Below are 22,299 nucleotides of genomic sequence, written 5' to 3'. Positions count from 1 at the left end.
CCCCGCGGCTCGGGACGGCGACGGGGACGGATGCCTCGGGCGGAGGCATCCGTCCCCCGGGGGGATCCGCCGTCAGGCGAAGAGCGACAGGCGCTGTGACAAGACCTCATGGGCCTCGGCCACCGTGCGGCGCACGACCTCGCCGGCGGGCGGGATGTCGCGGATCAGGCCCTGCACCTGACCCACGGTCCAGATGCCGGCGTCGAGGTCGCCGTTCTCGAACACCTTGCGGCCGCGGGCACCGGCGACGAGCTCGCGCACGTCGGGGAACTGGCCGCCCTCGTCGAGGATGCGGACGACCTCGTCCGAGATGGCGTTCTTCGCGACGCGCGCGGTGTTGCGCAGCGACCGGAAGATGAGGTTCGTGTCGAGCTCGCTCGCCTCGACGATGCGCTCCTTCACCGCCCGCGACACGGGCGACTCCTCGGTGCACATGAACCGCGAGCCCATGTTCACGCCGTCGGCGCCCAGCACGAGCGCCGCTGCGAGGCCGCGGCCGTCGGCGAACCCTCCGGACGCGATGAACGGGATGCTGAGGGCATCGGCCGCCGCCGGGATCAGCACGAGACCCGGCACGTCGTCTTCGCCCGGGTGCCCCGCGCACTCGAATCCGTCGATCGAGACCGCCGCGACCCCGACCTTCTCGGCCTTGAGGGCGTGCCGTACCGACGTGCACTTGTGGATGACCCGCACGCCGTGCTCGCGGAACATGTCCATGTGCGGCTCGGGGTTGGCGCCCGCGGTCTCGACGATCGTGACACCGGCGTCGATGATGGCGCGGCGGTACTCGTCGTACGGCGGTGGGCTGATCGACGGCAGGATCGTGAGGTTCACCCCGAACGGCTTCTCGGTCAGCGCCCGCGCCCGCTCGATCTCGTTCACGAGGTCGGCGGGCGTCGGCTGGGTGAGCGCGGTGATCATGCCGAGGCCGCCCGCCTCCGAGACAGCGGCCGCGAGCTCGGCCCGGCCGACCCACATCATGCCGCCCTGCACGACGGGATGCTCGATGCCGAGCGCTTCGGTGAACCGCGTGCGCAGGCGTGGCCGCGTTTCGTCTCGCTTCGCTCGCTCAACGACCGAGAGGTCACTCATAGGTCTCACCCGCCTCGGCCTTCGCGATCAGCGACGCGGAGGGAAGGAACCGGTCGCCGTACCGCTCCGCGAGCTGACGGGCCCGGGCGATGAAGCCGTCCAGCCCGCCGTCGTACTGGTTGACGTACTGCAGCACGCCGCCCGTCCACGCCGGGAAGCCGATGCCGTAGATCGAGCCGATGTTGGCGTCGGGCACCGACGTGAGCACGCCGGCGTCGAGGCACGCGACGGTGTCGAGGGCCTCGGCGAACAGCATCCGTTCCTGCAGATCTTCGAAGGGGAGGACGGTGCGCCCCGACCCGTATTTCTCGCGCAGACCCGGCCAGATGCCGATGCGCTTGCCCGACTCGTCGTACTCGTAGAAGCCGCCGCCCGCGCGGCGTCCGGGCCGCTCGGCGTCGACGACCATCCAGTCCATCACGGCCTCCGACGGGTGCTCGACCCACGTGCCGCCCTCGACCTCTTCGGCGGCGCGCGTCTCGAGGCGGATCTTGCGCGAGAGCGAGATGGTCAGCTCATCGAGGAGCTGCAGCGCGCCCGCCGGGTACCCGGCCTGCAGCGCCGCCTGCTCGACGGACGCGGGCTCGACGCCCTCGCCGACCGCGGCGACGGCCTCGGCGATGAACCGGCCGATGACGCGCGAGGTGAAGAAGCCGCGGGCGTCGTTGACGACGATCGGCGTCTTGCGGATCTGCTGCACGTAGTCGAACGTCTTCGCGAGCACCTCGTCGCTGGTGCGCTCGCCGCGGACGATCTCGACGAGCGGCATCTTGTCGACGGGGGAGAAGAAGTGGATGCCGATGAAATCGTCGGTGCGCTCCACCCCCTCGGCGAGCAGCGTGATCGGCAGCGTCGAGGTGTTGGAGCCGAGCACCGCGTCGGGCTCGACGAGCTGCTCGATCTCCTGGAAGACCCCCTGCTTCACGGGCACCGACTCGAACACCGCCTCGATCACGAAGTCGACGCCCGCGAAGTCGGCCGGGTCGGCGGACGGCGTGATCCGATCCAGCAGGGCGGAAGACTTCGAGGCGGTCGTACGACCCCGCGCGAGCGCCTTGTCCTCCAGCGCCCGCGAGTAGTCCTTGCCCTTTTCAGCAGCCTCGAGCGAGACGTCTTTCAGCACGACCTCGATGCCCGCCTTCGCCGAGACGTACGCGATCGCGGCGCCCATCATGCCGGCGCCGATCACGCCGACCTTGCGCGCCTGGTACTTCGGGAAGCCAGAGGGGCGGGAGCCGCCGGCATTGATGTGCCCGAGATCGAAGAAGAACGCCTTGATCATGTTCTTCGCGACCTGACCGTGGGTGAGCTCGACGAGGTAGCGGGTCTCGACCTTCGACGCCGTCTCGAAGTCGACGTACGCGCCCTCGACCGCCGCGGCCATCGCCGCGCGCGGCGCGGGAAGCGGCGCGCCCTTCAACTGCTTGCGCAGCGAGGCCGGGAACGCCGGCAGCGCGCCCGCGAGCGACGGCGAGTTCGGCGCGCCGCCCGGGATGCGGAAGCCTTTCACGTCCCACGGCTTCACGGGCGCCGGGTTCGCAGCGATCCACATCTTCGCGGCGGCGACGAGGTCCGAAGCCGACGGCACGAGCTCGTCGACGATGCCCACCGCGAGCGCATCGGACGGCGAGAACTTCGTCGCGGGCAGGATGACATCGGTCAGGGCCTTCTGCAGCCCGAGCATGCGCACGAGCCGCGTGATGCCGCCACCCCCGGGCAGCAGGCCGAGCGACACCTCGGGCACGCCGAACTGCGCGCCGCGCACGTCGGCGGCGATGCGGTGGTGCGCCGCGAGGGCGACCTCGAGGCCGCCGCCGAGCGCCGTGCCGTTCATCGCCGCGACCACGGGCTTGCCGAGCAGCTCGAGCCGGCGCATGTCGGCCTTGACCGCGTCGATGTGCGCGGTCTCCTCCGCTGCCCGGGAGGGGTCGGCGGCGCGCAGCAGATTGAGGTCGCCCCCGGCGAACCAGCTCTTCTTCGCCGACACCAGGATGACCCCGCGGATGTCGTCGCGCTCGGCTTCGAGTCGGTCGGCCGTCGCCTTCAGCGCCGCGACGAAGTGGGGGTTCATGGTGTTGACGCTGCTGTCGGGGTCGTCGAGGGTGATGACGACGTCGCCGTCGGCATCCTGCTCCCACGCGTACCCCTGGTACACGGTCGTGTCGTCGATCGTGGTGCTCATAGGTGTTCTCTTCTCAAGTCGATGGAGATGGATGCTTCGGCTCGTGCCTCGCTCAGCACAAGTGCCGCGGGCTCAGACCCGCTCGATGACGGTGGCGATGCCCATCCCGGCGCCGACGCACAGCGTCGCGAGGCCGCGTTTCTGGTCGCGACGCTCGAGCTCGTCGAGCAGGGTGCCGAGGATCATGGCGCCGGTGGCGCCGAGAGGGTGCCCGAGCGCGATCGCGCCGCCGTTGACGTTGACCTTGTCGTGCGGGATGTCGAGGTCCTTCATCCACTTCATGACGACGGCGGCGAACGCCTCATTGAGTTCGAAGAGGTCGATATCGGATGCTGCGAGCCCGGCCCGATCAAGCGCCTTGAGCGTCGCCGGGGTCGGGCCGGTGAGCATGATCGTCGGCTCGGAGCCCGTGACCGCCGTGGCGACGATCCTCGCGCGGGGCGTCAGGCCGAGCCGCTCGCCGACCTCCTTGCTGCCGATGAGCATGAGCGCGGCGCCGTCGACGATCCCCGAAGAGTTGCCGGCGGTGTGGACGTGGTCGATGCGCTCGACGGCGTGGTACTTCTGCGTTGCGACAGCGTCGAACCCGGCGTTCTCGCCCAGCGCGGCGAAGGCCGCCGGAAGGTTCCCCAGCCCGGACGTGTCGGGGCGGCGGTGCTCGTCGGTCTCGAGCAGCGTGACGCCGTTCTGGTCGCGCACCGGCACGACCGACCCCTCGAACCGACCCTCGCGCCACGCGGTGTCGGCGCGGCGTTGCGACTCGGCGGCGTACGCGTCGACATCGTCGCGCGAGAAGCCCTCCAGTGTCGCGATGAGGTCGGCGCCGATGCCCTGCGGGACGAAGTACAGGTCGTAGTTGGTGGTCGGATCCTGCGCGTAGGCGCCGCCGTCCGAGCCGATCGGCACGCGCGACATCGACTCGACGCCGCCGGCGAGCACCAGGTCCTCGAAGCCCGAGGCCACCTTCTGCGCCGCGACGTTCACGGCCTCGAGCCCCGACGCGCAGAAGCGGTTGAGCTGCACGCCCGCCACCGTTTCGGGCAGACCCGCGACGAGCGCGGCGGTGCGGGCGATGTCGCCGCCCTGCTCGCCGATCGGCGACACCACGCCGAGCACGATGTCGTCGATGAGCGCGGGGTCGACCCCCGGGTTGCGCTCGAGCACCGCGTGGATGAGTCCCACGACGAGGTCGAGGGGCTTGGTGCCGTGCAGCGCGCCCCCGCGGTTCTTGCCGCGCGGGGTGCGTACGGCGTCGTAGATGTATGCGTCAGCCATGTGGTCTCCTCACAGTCCCAGGCCCCGGCCGACGATCTCTTTCATGATCTCGGTCGTGCCGCCGTAGATGGTCGTGATGCGCGCGTCCTCGTAGTCGCGCGCGATGCGGTACTCGCGCATGTAGCCGTAGCCGCCGTGCAGCTGCAGGCAGCGGTTCACCACCTGCACGAGCTGCTCGGTGGTCCAGAACTTGGCGGCCGCCGCATCCTCGGCCGAGAGCTCGCCGGCCGTGTGCAGTCGGATGCAGCGGTCGATGTACGCACGGCTGACATCGGTCGCCGTCACCATGTCGGCGAGCTCGAACCGGGTGTTCTGGAACGACCCGACCGGCTTGCCGAACGCCTTGCGGTCCTTGACGTAGGTGAGCGTGCGCTCGAGCACACCCTCGCTGGCGGCGACCGCCGCGGCCGCGATCGAGAGGCGCTCCTGCGGCAGGTTGCGCATGAGCCCGAAGAAGCCGTCCCCCTCGGCGCCGAGCAGGTTCGACGCCGGCACGCGGACGTCTTCGAAGACGAGCTCGCTGGTGTCCTGCGCGTGCAGGCCGACCTTCTCGAGGTTGCGGCCGCGCGAGAACCCGGGGGTGTCGGTCTCGACCACGAGCAGGCTGAGGCCGCGGTGCGGGTCATCGCTCGTGCGCACGGCGGTCACGACGAGATCGGCGTTCTGCCCGTTCGAGATGAAGATCTTCGTGCCGTTGACGACGTAGTGGTCGCCGTCGCGCACGGCGGAGGTGCGGATGCCCGCCAGGTCGCTGCCCGTGCCGGGCTCGGTCATCGCGACCGCGACGATGAGCTCGCCGGCGGCGATGCCCGGCAGCCACCGCTGCTTCTGCGCGTCGCTCGTGAGGTCGGTGAAGTAGGGGATCACGATGTCGTTCGACAGTGCGATGCCGGCCATGCCGTCCGACACGGGGTTGTGCGCGAGCTCCTCGCCCATGATCGCGTGGAACCGGAAGTCGTCAGCACCGCCGCCCCCGTACTCCTCGGGAATCGCGAAGCCGAGTATGCCCGCCTCCGCCGCCTTCGTGAACAGCCAGCGGTCGACCTTGCCCTCCGTGCTCCAGCGGTCGGCGTTGGGCCTCGCGTACTGCTCGACGAACGCCCGCACGACCTCGCGGAACTGCTCGTGGTCCTCGTCGTAGATGTCTCTCTTCAGCGTCATCGCCGAACCTCCGTGTCGCGGATGCGGCGTCCTCGCCGCGCAGCATGTTTTTATTATGCATTAGAAATTGGATGCTGCAACCTGGCGCATCCCGCCGGATCACAGGGTTGTGTGCGTGCTGTTTCTTACGCACGATTAAACGAAGGCACGGTGGCCGCCGCCGGCGGCGACCACGCTGAGAGTGAGGACGACGATGACCACAGCACTCCGCGGACGCACCGCGATCGTGACGGGGGCGAGCCGGGGCATCGGCCTCGCGATCGCAGCGCGACTGGCCGCCGAAGGGGCACGCGTGTGTCTGACCGCCCGGCACCCCGAGGAGCTCGCGGAGGCCGTCGCGTCGCTGCCGGACGGCTCCGCGATCGGCGTCGCGGGCGGCGCCGACGACCCCGATCACCGGGCCGAGACGCTCGACCGCGTCGCCCGGGAGTTCGGCGGCATCGACATCCTCGTGAACAATGCGGGCATCAATCCCGTCTACGGCCCGCTGGCAGACCTCGACCTCGCAGCCGCGCGCAAGATCCTCGAGGTCAACGTCGTCTCCACCCTCGCCTGGACCCAGGAGGCGCTGCGCCGCGGGCTCGGCGAGGGCGCCCACGGCGGCAGTGTCGTGAACCTCTCTTCGGTGACCGGAGCGATGCCGTCACCGGGGATCGGCTGGTACGGCGTCACGAAGGCCGCCGTCGCCCACCTCACCACGACCCTGTCGGTCGAGCTCGCCCCGCGCGTGCGCGTGAACGCCGTCGCGCCGGCGGTGGTCAAGACCCGCTTCGCCCGCGCGCTGTACGAGGGCCGGGAGGAGGAGGTCGCGAGCGGCTATCCGCTCGGCAGGCTCGGCGACCCCGATGACGTCGCCGGCGCGGTCGCGTTCCTGGTGGGCGACGACGCCTCGTGGATCACCGGCCAGGTGCTCACCCTCGACGGCGGCCTGCTCGGCGCGGGAGGTACGGCATGAGCCCGGCCGAGCTCGACGACCTGCGCGACCGCACGCGCGCCTTCATTCGCGAGGTCGTCATCCCGGCGGAGCCGAAGCCCGGGGCGCCACTTGACGACGCGACCCGCGACAGCCTGCGCGCGCGGGCCCGCGACGCCGGGCTGTTCGCACCCCACGCGCCGGTCGAGTACGGCGGTGGCGGCATCCCGATCGACCAGTGGTCCCCGATCTTCCAGGAGGCCGGGTACTCGCCGATCGGCCCCGCGGTGCTCAACATCATGGCTCCCGACGAGGGCAACATGCACCTGCTGCACGTCGTGGGCGCGCCCGCGCAGCACGAGCGCTATTTGGCCCCGCTCGTGCGGGGCGACGTGCGCTCGAGCTTCGCGATGACCGAGCCGCACCCCGGTGCGGGCTCCGATCCGCGGGCGCTCTCGACAAGCGCCGAACGGGTCGACGGTGGCTGGCGGATCACCGGACGCAAGCGCTTCATCAGCGGGGCGAACGGCGCCGCTTTCGCGATCGTCATGGCGCGCACGCCGGCTGTCGAGAGCTGGGACGAAGGCGCGACGATGTTCCTCCTCCCGCTCGAAGCACCGGGCGTCACCGTCGGCCCCGACATCCACACGATCGAGGGCGCGATCGCGGGCGGGCACCCGTACGTGAGCTTCGACGGTTGCCTCGTCCCCGACGACGACGTGCTCGGCGAACCGGGTCAGGGGTTCCGGTATGCGCAGGTGCGCCTCGGCCCCGCCCGGCTCACGCACTGCATGCGCTGGCTCGGGCTCGCGCGCCGCGCGCACGACACCGCGCTCGACCGCGCGAACGGCCGCGAGCTCTTCGGCTCGCGCCTGCGCGACCTCGGCGTCGCCCAGGCGCTCCTCGCCGACAGCGTCATCGACCTCGAGACCTCCGACGCGATCATCGACAAGACGGCACGGATGCTGCGCGCCGACCCCCGCGCCGGTGAGGCGCTGTCGTCTGTCGCCAAGGTGCACTGCTCCGAAGCCGTGTTCCGCGTCATCGACCGGGCCGTGCAGCTGTGCGGCGGCGACGGCGTCACCGACGCGCTGCCTCTCATCCAGTACCTCAACGAGGTGCGCCCGTTCCGGATCTACGACGGGTCGAGCGAGACGCACCGCTGGGCGATCGCGCGGCGCGCAGCATCCGCCCGTTCCCGCGAGGTCGACGCGGGCGCGGTGCGGCTCGATGAGGTGACCCCGTGATCACGGTCGCCGACGGCGTCGAGGTGGTCGAAACCTGGGCTGACGCCGACCGGCTCGAGCGGCCGCCCCTGTTGGTGGTCGATGCCGTCGAGGGGTATCTGCGCGGCGTCGGGCTCGGCGAGGGACCCCTCGCGTGGGAGCGTATCGGCGAGGGCCAGTCGAACGTCACGTACGCGGTGTCGTACGCGGGCCGCGACCTCGTGCTGCGGCGCGGGCCGCGCCCGCCGCATCCGCCGTCGACGCACGACATGGCCCGCGAGGCGCGAGTGCAGCGTGTGCTCGGCGCGGCAGGCGTGCCCGTGCCCGTGATCGTCGCAGAGTGCGACGACACCGCCGTGCTCGGCGTGCCCTTCTACGTCATGGAGCGCGTCGACGGAGACGTGATCACGGACGCTGTGCCCCCTGCCCTCGACGACGCCGGCGGGCATCGCGGCATCGGGTTCGCGGCCGTCGACGCGCTCGCCGACCTGCACGCCGTGCCCGTTGACGGCGGCGAGGTCGCGGCGCTGGGGCGGCCCGATGGCTACCTCGCGCGCCAGGTCGGGCGGTTCGCGGCGCTGTGGGAGATGAACTCGCGGCGTTCGTTCCCGGCGGTGGCCGAGCTCGCGGCGTGGCTGGCCGAGCGGATGCCCGCGACGCAGCGCGCGGCCGTCGTGCACGGCGACTTCCGCATCGGCAACCTCATGTACGCGCCGGACGCCCCGGCCTCGGTTGCGGCGATCCTCGATTGGGAGATGGCGACGCTCGGCGACCCGCTCGCCGACCTCGGCTACTTCACGGCGACCTATTCGCGTCCCGGTTCGGTGGCGACGCCACTCGAGCTGACGCCCGTGACCAGGCTCGACGGGTTCCCCGAGACCTCGGAGCTCGTCGCGAGGTATGCGGCGCGGCATCCGATCGATCTGTCGATGCTGCCCTGGTACGAGGCGCTCGCATTCTTCAAGGCCGCCGTGTTCTGCGAAGCCCTGTACACGCGCTGGCTCGACGGCCAGCGCCCGGGCGACACATTCGGCCCGACACTCGAGGAGGGCGTGCCGCGGCTGCTCGAAGCAGCGCAGGACAGAGCCGCGGCGCTGCGGGGCTGACGCGCGCTACTCGCCGGAGGGCTCGCCCCACCCGCGGCGGATGAGCATGTTCACGTCGCGGTCGAGGTGCTCGATCTTGGTGTTGACGGTGTCGAACCGGGCGTTCATCTCAGTGCGGAGGCCGTTGACTTCGGAGCGGAGCCCGTCGATCGCATTCGTCGTGGAACGGGTGATCAGAGTCGTCATGAGTGTCATGCCGCCGAGCATGATCGTTGTGAAGACGCCGATCAGGGTCCACACCTGCGGATCGTTCATGCCGCTCATCCCTTCATTGTGCGGGGGTGGGAGCCAGATTGCCAGGGTTCGCGGGCCTGGGAGCTCGCGAACGGAGCAGCCGTGGACAACTCGTGCATACGCAACGCCGGGGGAGGAAGGCCCGCGGCCGCCCGCAGCATCCATCACCGTCTTAGGCTTCTGAGCAGGAGGTCTCCCATGCCCCACGCTGTCATCGTCGATGTGGTCCGCACCCCGTCCGGGCGCGGCAAGCCCGGGGGAGCGCTCAGCGCGGTGCACCCCGTCGACCTCGTCGCGGGGGTGCTCGAGGCATTGCTCGAGCGCAGCGGCCTCGAATCGCGACAGATCGACGACGTGCTGATGGGGTGCGTCAGCCAGGTCGCCGACCAGTCCCTCAACATCGCCCGGCAGGCGGTGCTCGCCGCCGGGTTCGACGACACGGTGCCGGCCGTCACCATCGACCGCCAGTGCGGCTCGAGCCAGCAGGCGGCGCACTTCGCCGCGCAGGGCGTGATCGCCGGCGCGTACGACGTCGTGATCGCCGCAGGCGTGGAGTCGATGAGCCGCGTGCCCCTCGGATCCAACGCCCACGGCGGCACCGTGTCGCACGGCGTCGCCCACCGCTACCCCGATGGTCTCGTGAACCAGGGCGTGTCGGCTGAGCTCATCGCACACAAGTGGGGATTCAGCCGCGAGCAGCTCGACGCGTACTCCGCCGAGTCGCATCGACGGGCGGCGGATGCCTGGGCCCGCGGCGCGTTCGACTCGCACGTCGTGCCGGTCTGGGGCGGCGGCCCCGAAGCCGTCGCGTTCGACGAGACGGTGCGGTCCGGCACGACCGTGGAATCGCTGTCCGGGCTGAAGCCGGCCTTCCGCACCGACGAGCTCGCCGCCCGGTTCCCCGACCTCGACTGGCGCATCACGGCGGGCAATTCGTCGCCGCTCACGGATGCGGCATCCGCTGCTCTCATCATGAGCGAGGAGAAGGCCGCCGAACTCGGTCTCACGCCCCGGGCGCGCTTCCACTCGTTCGCCGTGGTCGGCGACGACCCGATGATGATGCTCACCGGACCCATCCCCGCGACCCGCCGCATCCTCGAGCGCAGCGGCCTGTCGATCGGCGACCTCGACGCGTGCGAGGTGAACGAGGCGTTCGCCTCGGTGCCGCTCGCGTGGCAGCACGACCTCGACGCCGACCCGGCGAAGCTGAACCCGTGGGGCGGCGCGATCGCCCTGGGCCACGCGGTCGGTGCCTCCGGCACGCGCCTGCTCGGCACGCTGGTGGCGCACCTCGAGGCGACCGGCGGGCGCTACGGGCTGCAGACGATGTGCGAGGGCGGCGGCATGGCGAACGCGACGATCATCGAACGGCTCTGAGCGCTCGCGCCGAGGCCTACGGCGCCTGCAGGCCCGCCTGCCACCGGTGGTGCTCGCGCACCAGGAGCAGGGCGAGGATGCTCCAGACGCCGAGGTCGTCGGTGAATCCGAGGGGTCCGAGCACGAGCTCGGGGATCAGGTCGATCGGCGAGACCGCGTAGACGACTGCAGCAGTCGCGGCCAGCCACGTCGTCGGCGCGACACGGTGCTCACCACCCTTGAGTGCCTTGAAGAACCTCCACCACATGCATCGAGTGTGCGCCGCAATCCACCGATCGAGGCCCGGCGAGATCAACTCGTGATGCTGAGCATTCGCTGATCGTCGCTGCAAGCGGTTGCGTAAACGGGAGGATAAAGGATGCCTCGGCCCGCGGCATCCGCTTGATTAAGGCCTTCTCATGATGTAAGCGCTTGCAGTTCTTATGAACCTGCTGTTAGTGTCGGCCGCACAACTGCACCGCGGGCACGTCGGCGTGCCCATCGCCCCACCCCAGGAGCTCCCGTGTCGAAGTCGACCCCAGGACGTGCCCGCTTCCTCGCCGCCAGCCTTGCCGCGGCGGCGCTCATCGTGACGGGGGGAGTGGTCCAGGTCGCGCCCGCGGTCGCCGCCGAGCGTACGTTCGCCCTCGTCGGCAGCCTGCAGTCCGAACTCGGATGCGCCGACGACTGGAAGCCCGACTGCGCGGCGACCGAGCTCGCCGCGACCGACACCGCCGGCGTGTACGCGGCGGAGTTCGAGGTGCCGGCCGGCTCGTACGAGTACAAGGTCGCCGTCAACGACGCGTGGGACGAGTCGTACGGGCTGAACGGCGGGGGCGACAACATCCCGCTGACGATCGCGGGCCCGTCGAAGCTGCGCTTCGTGTTCGACGACAACACCCACCGCGTGGGCCTGGAGGCCAGGGGCCTTCGCGCGGGCTACACCGCCGACGACGATGCGCTCGTCGCGGCGCCGGTGCGGCAGCCGGGAAGCCAGGAGCAGTTCTACTTCGTGATGACCGACCGCTTCGCGAACGGCGACACGTCCAACGACCAGGGCGGCCTCGCCGGCGACCGGCTCACCACCGGCTTCGACCCGGCCGACAAGGGCTTCTACAACGGCGGCGACATCGCCGGCCTGCGCGAGAAGCTCGACTACGTCGACGGCCTCGGCACGACCGCGATCTGGCTGACCCCGAGCTTCAAGAACAACCCCGTGCAGGGCGAGGGCGCGAACGCGAGCGCCGGTTACCACGGGTACTGGATCACCGACTTCACGCAGATCGACCCGCACCTCGGCACCAACGCCGAGCTCGAGGCACTGATCGCCGAGGCGCACGCCAAGGGGATCAAGGTCTACTTCGACATCATCACGAACCACACGGCCGACCTGATCTCGAACACCCAGGGGCAATACTCGTACATCGACCAGGCGACGAGCCCCTATCGCGACGCGAGCGGAACCGCCTTCGACCCGGCCGACTACGCGGGCACCGACACGTTCCCCGCGCTCGACGCGGCGACCTCGTTCCCCTACACGCCGGTCGTGAACGACGCGACCGCGAAGGTCCCGGCGTGGCTGAACGACCCCACGCTGTACCACAACCGCGGTGACTCGACCTGGTCGGGCGAGTCCGTCACGTACGGCGACTTCTCGGGCCTCGACGACCTGATGACCGAGCACCCGACGGTCGTGAACGGCTTCGTCGACGTCTACCAGAAGTGGATCGACCTCGGCATCGACGGCTTCCGCATCGACACCGCCAAGCACGTGAACTTCGAGTTCTGGGAGCAGTGGACGACCGAGGTGCTCGACTACGCCCACTCCCTCGGCAAGAAGGACTTCTTCATGTTCGGCGAGGTGTACGACGCCGACCCGGTGAAGCTGTCGCCGTACGTCCGCGACACCGACATGAACTCGGTGCTCGACTTCACGTTCCAGTCCTCGGCCGTCAGCTTCGCCGCGGGCAATAGCGCCAAGGGACTCCAGGCGCTGTACGCGGGCGACGACTGGTACACGACGACCGACACGTCGGCGACGGCGCTGCCGACCTTCCTCGGCAACCACGACATGGGCCGCGTCGGCTACATGCTGCAGTCGACCCCTGACGCCCTCGGGCGCGACCTCCTCGCGCACGAACTGATGTTCCTCGGCCGCGGCCAGCCCGTCGTTTACTACGGCGACGAGCAGGGCTTCGCCGGCACCGGCGGCGACAAGGACGCGCGCCAGACGCTCTTCGCGACCGAGGTCGCGGAGTACCAGAACCAGAAGCTCATCGACGGCACCACCGCCGGATCGGTCGACCGCTACGACACGAACGCGCCGCTCTACGCGCGCATCGCCGACCTCGCTGCGCTGCGTGAGGTTCACCCGACCCTGGTTACCGGCGCGCAGATCGAGCGCTACGCCGACAACGGCGCCGGCGTCTACGCCTTCTCGCGCGTCGACCGCGACGAGAAGGTCGAGTACCTGGTCGCGCTGAACAACACGACGGCTGCCAAGACGGTGACCCTCACGACGCTCACTGCGAACGCGTCGTTCGCGCCGGTCTACGGCGCCGGCGCGGCCCTGTCGACGGACGCCTCGGCCGCGGCATCCGTCACCGTCCCGGCCCTGTCGGCCGTCGTCTACCGTGCAGGCACGACGGTGTCGGCTCCGGAGTCGCCGCTGGCCATCTCGGTCAGCGCGCCGAGCGCCGGTGCGGGTCTCGCGGGCTCGGTCGCCATCAGCGCCGACGTCGATGACACGACCTGGCAGGAGACGAGCTTCTCGTGGCGCGTCGCGGGCTCCGAGGAGTGGCACGCGCTCGGCACGGCCGAGGACACCGACCCGCGCGTCTTCCACACCGTCGAGGGCCTCGCGAACGGCACGCTCGTCGAGTACCGAGCGGTCACGACCGACGCCGCCGGGCGCCATGCCGCCGCGTCGACCTATGCGTCGGTGGGCAACGCCGTGTCGCTCGTCGTCGAGGAGGAGCCCGAGTCGCCGGTCGACATGGTGACCGTGCCCGGCAGCCTCAACTCCGAGATGGGCTGTGCGGGCGACTGGACCCCCGGCTGCGAGGCGGCGAAGCTCACGCTCCGCGCCGACGGCATCTGGGCGGGCACGTTCGACCTGCCCGCGGGCGCCTATGAGTACAAGGCGGCGATCAACGGCACGTGGGACGTCAACTACGGGGCGAACGGCGTACCGGGCGGCGGCAACATTGCCATCACGCACGCCGGCGGCCCGATCACGTTCTATTTCGACCCGCGCTCGAACATCGTGCAGTCGACGGCCGAGGGCCCGATCGTGACGCTGCCGGGCTCGGCGCAGAGCGAACTGGGCTGCGCCGGCGACTGGGCGCCTGACTGCCTCGCGACCCTCATGGCCGATGGCGACAAGGACGGCGTCTACGAGTTCTCGACCGACGCGATCCCCGCCGGCGCCTACGAGATCAAGGTCGCGCACGGACTCAGCTGGAACGAGAACTACGGCGTGGGAGGAGCGCCGGGCGGCGCGAACTACTCGTTCAGCGCGAGCGACGGCAAGCTGATCGTGTTCCGCTACACCCTCGCCACCCACGTGCTCGAGATCGAGGTCACCGACCCGCCGCTCGCGGGCGTGGGCGAACAGCGCGCGCACTGGATCGACGCCGGCACCATCGCCTGGCCGGCCGACCTCGGCGCCGTTCCCGCGGACGCCTCGTGGCAGCTGCACGCCTCGGCCGACGCGTCCGTCGCTCTCGTCGACGGCGAGGTCACCGGCGGTGACGCGATCGACCTCGCGGTGGTCGAGGGCGGCCTGACCGCCGAGCAGAAGGCCGACTTCCCGGCTCTCGCGAACTTCGTCGCGCTGAGCGTGCCTGCGGGGACGGATGCTGCGGCCCTCGTGCGCGGACAGCTCATGGTGTCGCAGCGCGACGCCGAGGGCGTGCTGTCGGGCTTCACCGGGGTGCAGATCCCGGGTGTGCTCGACGACCTCTACGCGGATGCCGTGGCCGATGCCGCGCTCGGCGTGACCTTCAAGGCCGACAAGCCGACGTTCCGCCTGTGGGCGCCCACCGCCCAGAGCGCGACGCTGCTCACGTGGGACGCGGGTGCCGGCGGCGACCCCGTGCGTCACGAGGCCGCGTGGGACGCAGCATCCGGAATCTGGACCGTGAAGGGCGCGAAGGCGCTGAAGGGCGACGAGTACCTGTGGGAGGTCGTCGTCTACGCGCCGACCACCGGCGCGATCGAGACCAACCAGGTCACCGACCCGTACTCGGTGGCGCTCACGACGAACTCCGAGCGCTCCGTCGCCGTCGACCTCGCCGACAAGCAGTGGCGGCCGAAGGGCTGGGAGAAGACGAAGGCACCCGTGATCGACCGCCCGGTCGACCGGGCGATCTACGAGCTGCACGTGCGCGACTTCTCGATCACCGACGAGTCCGTGCCCGAAGCCGAGCGCGGCACCTACCGCGCCTTCACCCGCGACAGCGCGGGCACGGCGCAGCTGCGCCAGCTCGCCGACGCCGGCATCAACACCGTGCACCTGCTGCCCACCTTCGACATCGCCACGATCGAGGAGGACCGGTCGAAGCAGGCCGTGCCCGACTGCGACCTCGCGTCGTACGCGCCCGACAGCACCGAGCAGCAGGCGTGCATCGAGAAGATCGTCGATGCCGACGGCTTCAACTGGGGCTACGACCCGTTCCACTACACGACGCCCGAAGGCTCGTACGCGGTGGACCCCGAGGGCGGGGCGCGCGTGGGCGAGTTCCGCGAGATGGTCGGGGCGCTGCACGGCATGGGCCTGCAGGTCGTGCTCGACCAGGTGTTCAACCACACCTCGGCATCGGGTCAGGCGCCGACATCGGTACTCGACCAGGTCGTGCCCGGCTACTACCAGCGGCTCAACCTCGCCGGCGGCGTCGAGACGTCGACGTGCTGCCAGAACGTGGCCACCGAGCATGAGGTCGCGCAGAAGCTCATGGTCGACTCCGTCGTGACGTGGGCTCGCGACTACAAGGTCGACGGTTTCCGCTTCGACCTCATGGGGCACCACTCGAAGGAGAACATGCTCGCGATCCGTGCGGCGCTCGACGAGCTCACGCTCAAGGACGACGGCGTCGACGGGAAGGCGATCTACCTGTACGGCGAGGGCTGGAACTTCGGCGAGGTCGCGAACAACGCCCTCTTCGAGCAGGCCACGCAGGGTCAGCTCGGCGGCACCGGCATCGGCACGTTCAGCGATCGACTGCGCGACGCCGTGCACGGCGGCAGCCCCGTCGCCGGCGAGACGATCCAGCAGCAGGGCTTCGGCACGGGCCTCGGCACCGACCCCAACGGCGCGCCGATCAACGGCACGACCGACGAGGCCCTCGCGGACCTCGCGCACCAGACCGACCTCGTGAAGCTGGGACTCGCGGGCAATCTGCGCGACTTCGAGCTCCTCGCGTCGGACGGCACCGTGAAGGAGGGTGACGAGCTCGACTATCGCGGATCCCCGGCCGGGTACGCCGATCAGCCCGACGAGATCATCACCTACGTCGACGCGCACGACAACGAGACGCTGTACGACCTGTCGGTGCTCAAGCTCCCCGCCGACACGACGATGGCCGACCGCGTGCGAATGAACACGCTGTCGCTCGCGACGACGGCCTTCGCGCAGACCCCGTCGTTCTGGCACGCCGGCACCGAGCTGCTTCGATCGAAGTCGCTCGACCGCAACAGCTACAACTCGGGCGACTGGTTCAACCGCATCGACTGGACGGGCCAGGAGTCGACCTTCGGGTCGGGCCTTCCACGGTCGGCCGACAACGAAGAGTCGTGGACGATCAAGCAGCCGCTGTTGGCGAACCCGGCGAACAAGCCGGCGGCGTCCGACATCGCCGCGGCCGAGGCATCCGCTCTCGATCTGCTCCGGGTGCGTGAGGAAGTGGGGCTCCTGCGTCTCGGGTCTGCCGCGCTGATCGGCGAGAAGGTGACGTTCCCGAACAGCGGACCGGATGCTGCGCCCGGCGTGCTCACGATGCTCATCGACGACCTGGTCGGCGAGGATGTCGACCCCGAGCTCGAAGGCGCGCTGGTCGTGTTCAACGCGGGCGTCGAACCGACGACCCAGACGATCTCGTCGCTCGCGGGCCGCTCGTTCTCGCTCACGCCTGCGCTCGCGAACGGCTCGGACGCGGTCGTGAAGACGACCACGTGGGATGCCTCGGCCGGCACGGTGACGGTGCCCGCGAGGTCGGCGGTGGTGCTGGTCGACCGCGAGCCGGTCGCCACGACGACGCTCGTGGCGCCCACGAAGCTGCTGGTCAAGACGGGTGGCGGCGTGACCGTGGCGGGGAAGGTCACCGCCGCCGACGGCTCGGCCCCGGTCGGCACCGTCACCGTGACCGACAACGGCAAGGTGGTCGCGACGGTGGAGCTCACCGCGGCAGCGAAGGGCAGGGTCGCGGTCGACGTGAAGCTCTCGAGCCGGGGCGTGCACCTGATCCGCACCACGTTCACCGGAGCCGGCGACTACGTCGACTCGCGCGCCGCGATCCCCGTGCCGGTGCTCGTCTACTGACGACTGCGCCGGGTGGGCGCATCCCACCCGGCGGGTCCATCGGTGCCGAGCGGCTAGGGGAGTGGGCTGCCGATGCGCAGCAGGTTGCCATTGCGGTCGACGACCGCGAACTCGCACATGCCGTAGTCGGTGTCGACCGGGAGCTCGATGCGACTCCCGGTCGGCGGATCGGGCTCGACCAGGTCGGCCCACTCGGCGTGGAGCCGTCGCGCATCGTCGACATAGAGGTAGCACATCGATGCCGTCGACAGCGGGTCGACGTCGGGATCCTCGGAGAAGTGCAGGTCGATCGTGCCGCGCCCGATGATGAGGTAACCCCATTCCTCGGGCGGCGCGCCCCGGTTCTCGAAACCGAGCCGCTCGAAGAACGAGAGCGTCTCAGCGAGGTCGCGGCTGAGGAGGATCGGGACGGCGCGCTCGCTCATCCCGGCAGGCTAGCGCGACGCCCCCGCGGGCGACAGAGCTAGAGCAGGTCCATCAGCTGCGGGCCGAACACGGCGACGGCGGCCGCGGCGACGCCTGACACCCCGATCGCGGCGATGGTGACGACCAAGATGTTGCCGCCGATCGTCAGGAGCAATGCGGCCGCGGTGGAGAGCTCTCGATGGCGGGTGACCGGGACGGTGGACGTGGTGCTGGTCATGCCTTCGACGCTACGGAGCGGGCCGCGCCACCGCGTCAGCCCGGAGTCTCATCCGGGTCCACCCGGAGGATGATCTCTCCGGTCGAGACCGGGAGGAAGCCCCTGTCGAAAAACCCTCTCGGCGAACTGTCGAGATCGTCGCGGGTCGGGCGACGACTGGAGTGAGGCTGGCGGACGGCCGCCCACAACCGGAAGGATCACCCCATGAAGTACATGATGTTCGTCGTCACGTCGCTCGAACCTGACGCCGAGGTCGATGAGTCCGACGTCGACCTGTGGGTCGACCCGCTGGACGCGAGCGGCAAGCGCGTCATCGGGGAGGTGCTCGCGCCGCAGGCCGACTCCACGGTGGTGAAGGTACGCGGCGGCAAGGTGCTCACGAGCCGAGGGCCGTTCGTCGAGACGGCCGAGGTGATCTGCGGCTTCGACATCCTCGAGGTCGAGAACCTGGAGGAGGCGATCGAGATCGCGTCGCGGCATCCCATGGCCCGCAACGGTCAGCTCGAGCTGCGCCCGTTCATGGTCTGGGACCAGTGACACGCAGAGGCGGCCCCCACCCGGAGGTGGGGGCCGCCCTCGTGCGTACGGTGCGTCAGTCCGCGGTGGTCTCGCGGCGCTTGCGGATCACGAAGAGCGCCGCGCCGGCGATCATCAGTGCCGCTGCGCCGCCGACGGCGATGCCCCACGGGAACTCCGAGCCGGTGGCGGCGAGGGCCCCGGGCGCCACGACGGTGACGCCGACCTCGATCGGGTCGAGACCCGCCGACGTGATCACCAGGCGGTGGTCGCCGAGCGCGAGGTCCGACGGGATCGTCACCGTGAAGCTCAGGCGGCCCTGCGCATCGGCGGCCGGGATGCCCGAGACGACGACGGGGTCGCTGAACAGCGTCGCAGCGACCGTCTGGCCCGGCTCGAGGCCCGAGAGCGAGACGCGGAGCGTGCCGCCCTGCTCGACGCGGCCCGAGCCGACGTCGACCTGGGCCCAGTCACCGCCACGCTGCACACCCGCGGCCGGCGGGGTGCCGCCGGGGTTCACGGGCGTGGGCGGGGTGGTGGTGCCGGGTTCCGTCCCCGGATCGGTGCCCGGGTCTGTGCCGGGGTCGGTGCCCTCGACCGGGGGCTGCTCGCCGAGCAGGTACGCGCGGTTCGCGGGCGACGGGGCGACCGGGCCACCGGCGGCGGCGAAGAAGTCCACCGTGGCCTGGAGGTCGATCTGGCCCGAGTCGAGCACGTTCGTGCCGTCGGCGAAGGAGAAGAAGTTGTCTCCACCGGCCGAGAGGAACGAGTTCGTCACGACGCGGAACGTGTCGGTCGGATCGACCTCTTCCCCCTGATACTGCATCGACACGATGTGCGCACCGCGGGCGGCCGCCGGGTCGTACTCGAACGTGAAGCCCTTCGACACGCCCAGGGCGAGCTTCGGGCGCGATGCGCCGTCGGGCTGCCACTGCTGCTCGAGGATCTCCTTGATCTGCGCGCCCGTCAGGTCGAGCGTGACCAGGGTGTTGCCGAACGGCTGGACGTTCGCGACCTCGCGGTACGACATCGCGCCGTTGTCGTCGCCGAACAGCAGGTCGTTGCGCAGGCCTCCCGGGTTCATGAACGCGATCTGCGCGTCCTCGCCGCCGTAGGCCGGGTTCGCGCTCGTCGCCCACAGGTAGACGTCGGCGACGGTGTTGCCCAGCGTGGAGTGCACGCCGCGGTCCTAGCTGCCGGTCGAGGTCTTGCCGCGGAGGATGTCGGCCGTGATCGAGCCGACCTGCACCTGCCCCTTCTCGTTCGCGACCGTGACGGCCTGGTCGACGATCGCCTTCGTCGCGGTCTGCGGGTACGCGACGTGCTGGCTCACGACCGAGTCGTACAGCGACACGGTGCCGCCGGTGATCGACTCGAGCTCGCCGGCATCGGTCAGCTCGATGTCGAGCGTGCCGAGTGCCGTTCCGTACTGGTGCGCCTGGATGACCGGGCGGCCGCCGATCTCGTGCGCGTACCGCTGGTGCGTGTGCGCCGAGACGATGGCGTCGATGTCGTCGGAGGCGTTCTCCACCAGGTCGCCGAACGCATCGTCCGCCTGGCTGGCCTCGATCGCCGAGCTCGCGGCACCCTCGTGGGCGAGCAGGATGACCACGTCCGCGCCTTCCGCCACCGCATCCGCTGCCGCGTCGTTCGCCGAGCCGACCAGGTCGCGGAACTCGATGTCGGCGATGCCGTCGGGGCTCACCATGCCGGCCGTCTGCGTCGTGACGACGCCGACGAACGCGATCTTCGTGCCGTTCACGGTCTTGATCGTGTACGGCTGGAGTGCGGGAACGTCGGTGCCCTTCACGAAGACGTTCGCACCGAGCGCGAAGTCGCTCATGGCGTCGGCGTTCTCGTCGCCCTCGAAGCTCGGGATGACGTCGTTCACCAGGTCGTCGAAGCCCTGGTCGAACTCGTGGTTGCCCACCGCGCTGGCGTCGAGACCGGCGGCCACGAGCGCGTCGATGGTGGGGTCGTCGTCGTCGATGAACGACTCGAACGCCGACGCTCCGATGTTGTCGCCGGCCGAGACGAACAGCGTGTTCGGGTTCTGCTGGCGGTACTTGTCCACCGCACCCGCGAGCACCGCGGCTCCTGCGACGCCGCCGGTCTCCTGCACGAGGCGACCGTGGAAGTCGTTGATCGTCAGCACGCGCACGTCGGGCTGCTCGGAAGTGAGCTGCTCCACGTCCCACACGGTGGTCGTACCCGAGACCTCGCTGCCCACGACGAGCTGCGGGGTTCCGGTCGACGAGCGCAGCGCCGAGATGAACTGGATGCCCTCGGGGCCGAGGTCTCCGGCGAGCGGCGACTCGACGTCCTGCGTGAAGTCGCGGTTGTTGACGTAGGTGACGTACTGGGCGGCCGTCGGGTCGGTGATGTCGTAGACCATCACGCCGCCGACGCGCTCGAGGCCGACGAAGGCGTAGGTCTTGCCGCCGACGACGCCGATCGTGACGTTCTCGGGCTCCGGGCCCTTGTCATCGCTGCGGTCGTTGCTGTTGTTGTTGTCGTTGCTGGCGTTGAAGACCAGGCCCGGGATCTGCGACGTGATCTGCTCGAAGTCGTCGCCCGAGTCGAAGACCAGGTTGCCCTTCGTGTCCCAGATCGAGAACGAGCGGCCGCCGTACGCATACAGCTCGCTGTAGCAGTCGGCGCCCTCGGCCTTGCCGAGGTCGGTGACGGCCTTCAGCCGGCCGAGGTCGGCGTCGCCCTGCGTGCCGGCGAGCGGGCTGTCGGCGCAGATGCCGGCGAGGCCGTCCTTGCCGAAGTCCTTGATGCGTGCCTCGTCGATGAAGTACGAGTCGGTGTCTTCCACACCCCACTCGCGGGCGTCGCCCTCGTTCGCGGTGACGAGGTAGGTCGCGGTCTTGCCGCCGAGCGTCGCCGAGAACGACTGGATGCCGTCGGGCATGTACAGGCCCTTGAGGCCCGGGTAGGCCTTGATGTTGACCGCCGGCGCGCCCTGGGGATCGCGGTCGCTCGCGTCGAGGCCGTTGCCTGCGGTGCCGTAGTCCTTGTAGCCGAGCGGCAGGATCGAGGTGACCTCGGGCTTGGTGAGGTCGATGACGGCGATCGCGTTGGCCTCCTGCAGCGCCGCGTACGCGGTGGTGCCGTCGACCGTGATGTACTCCGGCTCGAGATTGCGGCTCACGCGGTTCGCCGTGAGCGGCTTGTCGCCCTGGTCGGGCGCCGCGACATCGGGGCCGAAGACGCGCACCTTGGAGTCGAGCGTCTTCGCGCCACCGGGCTCGAAGGCGCCGAAGCCGGCCGTCTTGACCGCGCTCGGGGCGGGTGCGGCCACACCGGCCGGCAGCGTCACGACGCTGACCGATCCCTCGGGGTCGACCGAGAAGTCGTCGGCGGGCTCGCCCTCGTTCGCCACGACCGCGTACTTGCCGTCCTTCGACACGGTGACCATGTCGGGGAGCGCGCCAACCTCGACGGTGCCGAGCACTGCCGTATCCGCGGAGTCCTTGTTCGCGTCGAAGAAGAGGAGGTGGCCCTTGTCGGTCTTCTCCTCCGCCTCGAAGGCGACGACGCCGAGGCCGTCGTCGCGGATGGCGAGCGAGTTCGCGACGCCTGCCGAGGCGATCGAGAACAGCTCGGTCGGGTTCTCGGGGTCGGTGTTGTCGAGCACGACCACCGTGCCGGCCTGCGCGTTGACCACGAACAGGCGGTCGCGGTAGGCCTGGACGATCTCGGCGGCGGACTCCGCGTAGACGCCCGACTCGTGCGTGCCGAGCGGGGTCAGCGCGAGCGCGGCACTCTGCGCGGAGTCGCTGAAATAGTCCGTGACGAGCGCGGCGGATGCCGCGGTGCTGCTGGTCAGCGCGAGCGCGCAGACGGCCGCGGTCGTCGCGGTGAACGCGACGGCGCGGCGGAAGAGATGCGAAGGCATGCGTGTCCTCGGTAAGGGGGTGCGGGTGGCGACACGGAATGGAACCCAGCGTCCAAACCGAATCGGTTCGAGCCTCTCTGTCGAAGGTGACCCCGGGGTGAACAGCGCAGGACGATTCGGGTGCACGGATTTCCGAACAACTGCATGGATGTC

At 70.2% G+C, this 22,299-nt stretch carries 16 protein-coding genes; 6 read left to right on the top strand and 10 right to left on the bottom strand.

Annotated elements, in window-relative coordinates; genetic code table 11:
• Window positions 1–72 precede the first annotated feature (72 nt).
• The 4 genes from ACVN90_RS18535 to ACVN90_RS18520 all read right to left on the bottom strand — a co-directional run bounded on the left by ACVN90_RS18535 (window position 73) and on the right by ACVN90_RS18520 (window position 5,710).
• On the bottom strand, window positions 73–1,092 hold the full coding sequence (locus tag ACVN90_RS18535) for an NAD(P)H-dependent flavin oxidoreductase (protein WP_475099670.1): 1,020 nt from the start codon (window positions 1,090–1,092) through the stop codon (window positions 73–75).
• Window positions 1,085–3,274 carry a 3-hydroxyacyl-CoA dehydrogenase NAD-binding domain-containing protein gene (locus tag ACVN90_RS18530; protein WP_475099669.1) on the bottom strand — a complete coding sequence of 730 codons (2,190 nt, stop codon included), beginning with the start codon at window positions 3,272–3,274 and terminating at the stop codon, window positions 1,085–1,087. The genes ACVN90_RS18535 and ACVN90_RS18530 overlap by 8 nt, the downstream gene beginning before the upstream one ends.
• 72 nt (window positions 3,275–3,346) lie before the next feature.
• Window positions 3,347–4,549, bottom strand: coding sequence for an acetyl-CoA C-acetyltransferase (locus tag ACVN90_RS18525; RefSeq protein ID WP_475099668.1), 1,203 nt, complete (start codon window positions 4,547–4,549; stop codon window positions 3,347–3,349).
• A gap of 9 nt (window positions 4,550–4,558) precedes the next feature.
• Window positions 4,559–5,710, bottom strand: a complete 1,152-nt coding sequence (locus tag ACVN90_RS18520; RefSeq protein WP_475099667.1) for an acyl-CoA dehydrogenase family protein — start codon at window positions 5,708–5,710, stop codon at window positions 4,559–4,561.
• A 193-nt stretch (window positions 5,711–5,903) separates the two neighbouring features.
• Between ACVN90_RS18520 and ACVN90_RS18515 the strand changes: the two genes are divergently transcribed.
• Genes ACVN90_RS18515 through ACVN90_RS18505 form a run of 3 tightly spaced genes read left to right on the top strand, consistent with a single transcriptional unit; the run spans window position 5,904 to window position 8,955 of the window.
• A complete protein-coding gene (locus ACVN90_RS18515; protein WP_475099666.1) occupies window positions 5,904–6,665 on the top strand; it encodes an SDR family oxidoreductase in 762 nt (253 codons plus the stop codon).
• The gene (locus tag ACVN90_RS18510; protein ID WP_475099665.1) at window positions 6,662–7,870 is read left to right on the top strand and encodes an acyl-CoA dehydrogenase family protein; all 1,209 of its coding nucleotides are present in this window, start codon (window positions 6,662–6,664) and stop codon (window positions 7,868–7,870) included. The genes ACVN90_RS18515 and ACVN90_RS18510 overlap by 4 nt, the downstream gene beginning before the upstream one ends.
• The gene (locus tag ACVN90_RS18505) at window positions 7,867–8,955 is read left to right on the top strand and encodes a phosphotransferase family protein (protein ID WP_475099664.1); all 1,089 of its coding nucleotides are present in this window, start codon (window positions 7,867–7,869) and stop codon (window positions 8,953–8,955) included. The genes ACVN90_RS18510 and ACVN90_RS18505 overlap by 4 nt, the downstream gene beginning before the upstream one ends.
• Window positions 8,956–8,961: 6 nt before the next feature.
• Here ACVN90_RS18505 and ACVN90_RS18500 read toward each other — a convergent pair whose 3' ends face one another.
• Window positions 8,962–9,219 (bottom strand): hypothetical protein, encoded by a 258-nt coding sequence (locus ACVN90_RS18500; RefSeq protein ID WP_475099663.1) that lies wholly within the window; start codon window positions 9,217–9,219, stop codon window positions 8,962–8,964.
• 168 nt (window positions 9,220–9,387) lie between these two features.
• Here ACVN90_RS18500 and ACVN90_RS18495 point away from each other — a divergent pair, with 168 nt between their 5' ends.
• Window positions 9,388–10,566, top strand: coding sequence for a thiolase family protein (locus ACVN90_RS18495; RefSeq protein WP_475099662.1), 1,179 nt, complete (start codon window positions 9,388–9,390; stop codon window positions 10,564–10,566).
• 16 nt (window positions 10,567–10,582) lie between these two features.
• Here ACVN90_RS18495 and ACVN90_RS18490 read toward each other — a convergent pair whose 3' ends face one another.
• Complete coding sequence (locus ACVN90_RS18490) at window positions 10,583–10,813, bottom strand: DUF1232 domain-containing protein (RefSeq protein WP_475099661.1); 231 nt, start codon at window positions 10,811–10,813, stop codon at window positions 10,583–10,585.
• Between the two features lie 255 nt (window positions 10,814–11,068).
• Here ACVN90_RS18490 and pulA point away from each other — a divergent pair, with 255 nt between their 5' ends.
• A complete protein-coding gene (gene pulA / locus ACVN90_RS18485) occupies window positions 11,069–17,083 on the top strand; it encodes a pullulanase-type alpha-1,6-glucosidase (protein WP_475099660.1) in 6,015 nt (2,004 codons plus the stop codon).
• A 53-nt stretch (window positions 17,084–17,136) separates the two neighbouring features.
• Here pulA and ACVN90_RS18480 read toward each other — a convergent pair whose 3' ends face one another.
• Together ACVN90_RS18480 and ACVN90_RS18475 are read right to left on the bottom strand one after the other, a co-directional pair.
• Window positions 17,137–17,508, bottom strand: coding sequence for a bleomycin resistance protein (locus tag ACVN90_RS18480; RefSeq protein ID WP_475099659.1), 372 nt, complete (start codon window positions 17,506–17,508; stop codon window positions 17,137–17,139).
• Between the two features lie 38 nt (window positions 17,509–17,546).
• On the bottom strand, window positions 17,547–17,726 hold the full coding sequence (locus ACVN90_RS18475) for a hypothetical protein (protein ID WP_475099658.1): 180 nt from the start codon (window positions 17,724–17,726) through the stop codon (window positions 17,547–17,549).
• Window positions 17,727–17,930: 204 nt separating this feature from the next.
• On the opposite strand from ACVN90_RS18475, the gene ACVN90_RS18470 reads away from it, so the two are divergent.
• Window positions 17,931–18,263, top strand: coding sequence for a YciI family protein (locus ACVN90_RS18470; protein WP_475099656.1), 333 nt, complete (start codon window positions 17,931–17,933; stop codon window positions 18,261–18,263).
• A 55-nt stretch (window positions 18,264–18,318) separates the two neighbouring features.
• Here the strand turns inward: ACVN90_RS18470 and ACVN90_RS18465 are convergent, their stop codons facing one another.
• Together ACVN90_RS18465 and ACVN90_RS18460 are read right to left on the bottom strand one after the other, a co-directional pair.
• Entirely contained in the window at window positions 18,319–19,422 is a 1,104-nt protein-coding gene (locus tag ACVN90_RS18465) for a 5'-nucleotidase C-terminal domain-containing protein (protein ID WP_475099655.1), read from the bottom strand.
• A gap of 9 nt (window positions 19,423–19,431) precedes the next feature.
• A complete protein-coding gene (locus ACVN90_RS18460; RefSeq protein WP_475099654.1) occupies window positions 19,432–22,146 on the bottom strand; it encodes a choice-of-anchor I family protein in 2,715 nt (904 codons plus the stop codon).
• Window positions 22,147–22,299 lie beyond the last annotated feature (153 nt).

Source organism: Microbacterium sp. F01 (assembly GCF_056156365.1).
Note: the sequence above shows the minus strand (reverse complement) of the source record. Positions and strands in the feature narration are given on the sequence as shown.

What these genes read in the sequence shown, in the direction of transcription:
- ACVN90_RS18535 (WP_475099670.1), bottom strand. Translation starts at nt 1,092, where the DNA reads ATGAGTGACCTCTCGGTCGTTGAGCGAGCGAAGCGAGACGAAACGCGG.
- ACVN90_RS18530 (WP_475099669.1), bottom strand. Translation starts at nt 3,274, where the DNA reads ATGAGCACCACGATCGACGACACGACCGTGTACCAGGGGTACGCGTGG.
- ACVN90_RS18525 (WP_475099668.1), bottom strand. Translation starts at nt 4,549, where the DNA reads ATGGCTGACGCATACATCTACGACGCCGTACGCACCCCGCGCGGCAAG.
- ACVN90_RS18520 (WP_475099667.1), bottom strand. Translation starts at nt 5,710, where the DNA reads ATGACGCTGAAGAGAGACATCTACGACGAGGACCACGAGCAGTTCCGC.
- ACVN90_RS18515 (WP_475099666.1), top strand. Translation starts at nt 5,904, where the DNA reads ATGACCACAGCACTCCGCGGACGCACCGCGATCGTGACGGGGGCGAGC.
- ACVN90_RS18510 (WP_475099665.1), top strand. Translation starts at nt 6,662, where the DNA reads ATGAGCCCGGCCGAGCTCGACGACCTGCGCGACCGCACGCGCGCCTTC.
- ACVN90_RS18500 (WP_475099663.1), bottom strand. Translation starts at nt 9,219, where the DNA reads ATGAGCGGCATGAACGATCCGCAGGTGTGGACCCTGATCGGCGTCTTC.
- ACVN90_RS18495 (WP_475099662.1), top strand. Translation starts at nt 9,388, where the DNA reads ATGCCCCACGCTGTCATCGTCGATGTGGTCCGCACCCCGTCCGGGCGC.
- ACVN90_RS18490 (WP_475099661.1), bottom strand. Translation starts at nt 10,813, where the DNA reads ATGTGGTGGAGGTTCTTCAAGGCACTCAAGGGTGGTGAGCACCGTGTC.
- ACVN90_RS18480 (WP_475099659.1), bottom strand. Translation starts at nt 17,508, where the DNA reads ATGAGCGAGCGCGCCGTCCCGATCCTCCTCAGCCGCGACCTCGCTGAG.
- ACVN90_RS18475 (WP_475099658.1), bottom strand. Translation starts at nt 17,726, where the DNA reads ATGACCAGCACCACGTCCACCGTCCCGGTCACCCGCCATCGAGAGCTC.
- ACVN90_RS18470 (WP_475099656.1), top strand. Translation starts at nt 17,931, where the DNA reads ATGAAGTACATGATGTTCGTCGTCACGTCGCTCGAACCTGACGCCGAG.
- ACVN90_RS18460 (WP_475099654.1), bottom strand. Translation starts at nt 22,146, where the DNA reads ATGCCTTCGCATCTCTTCCGCCGCGCCGTCGCGTTCACCGCGACGACC.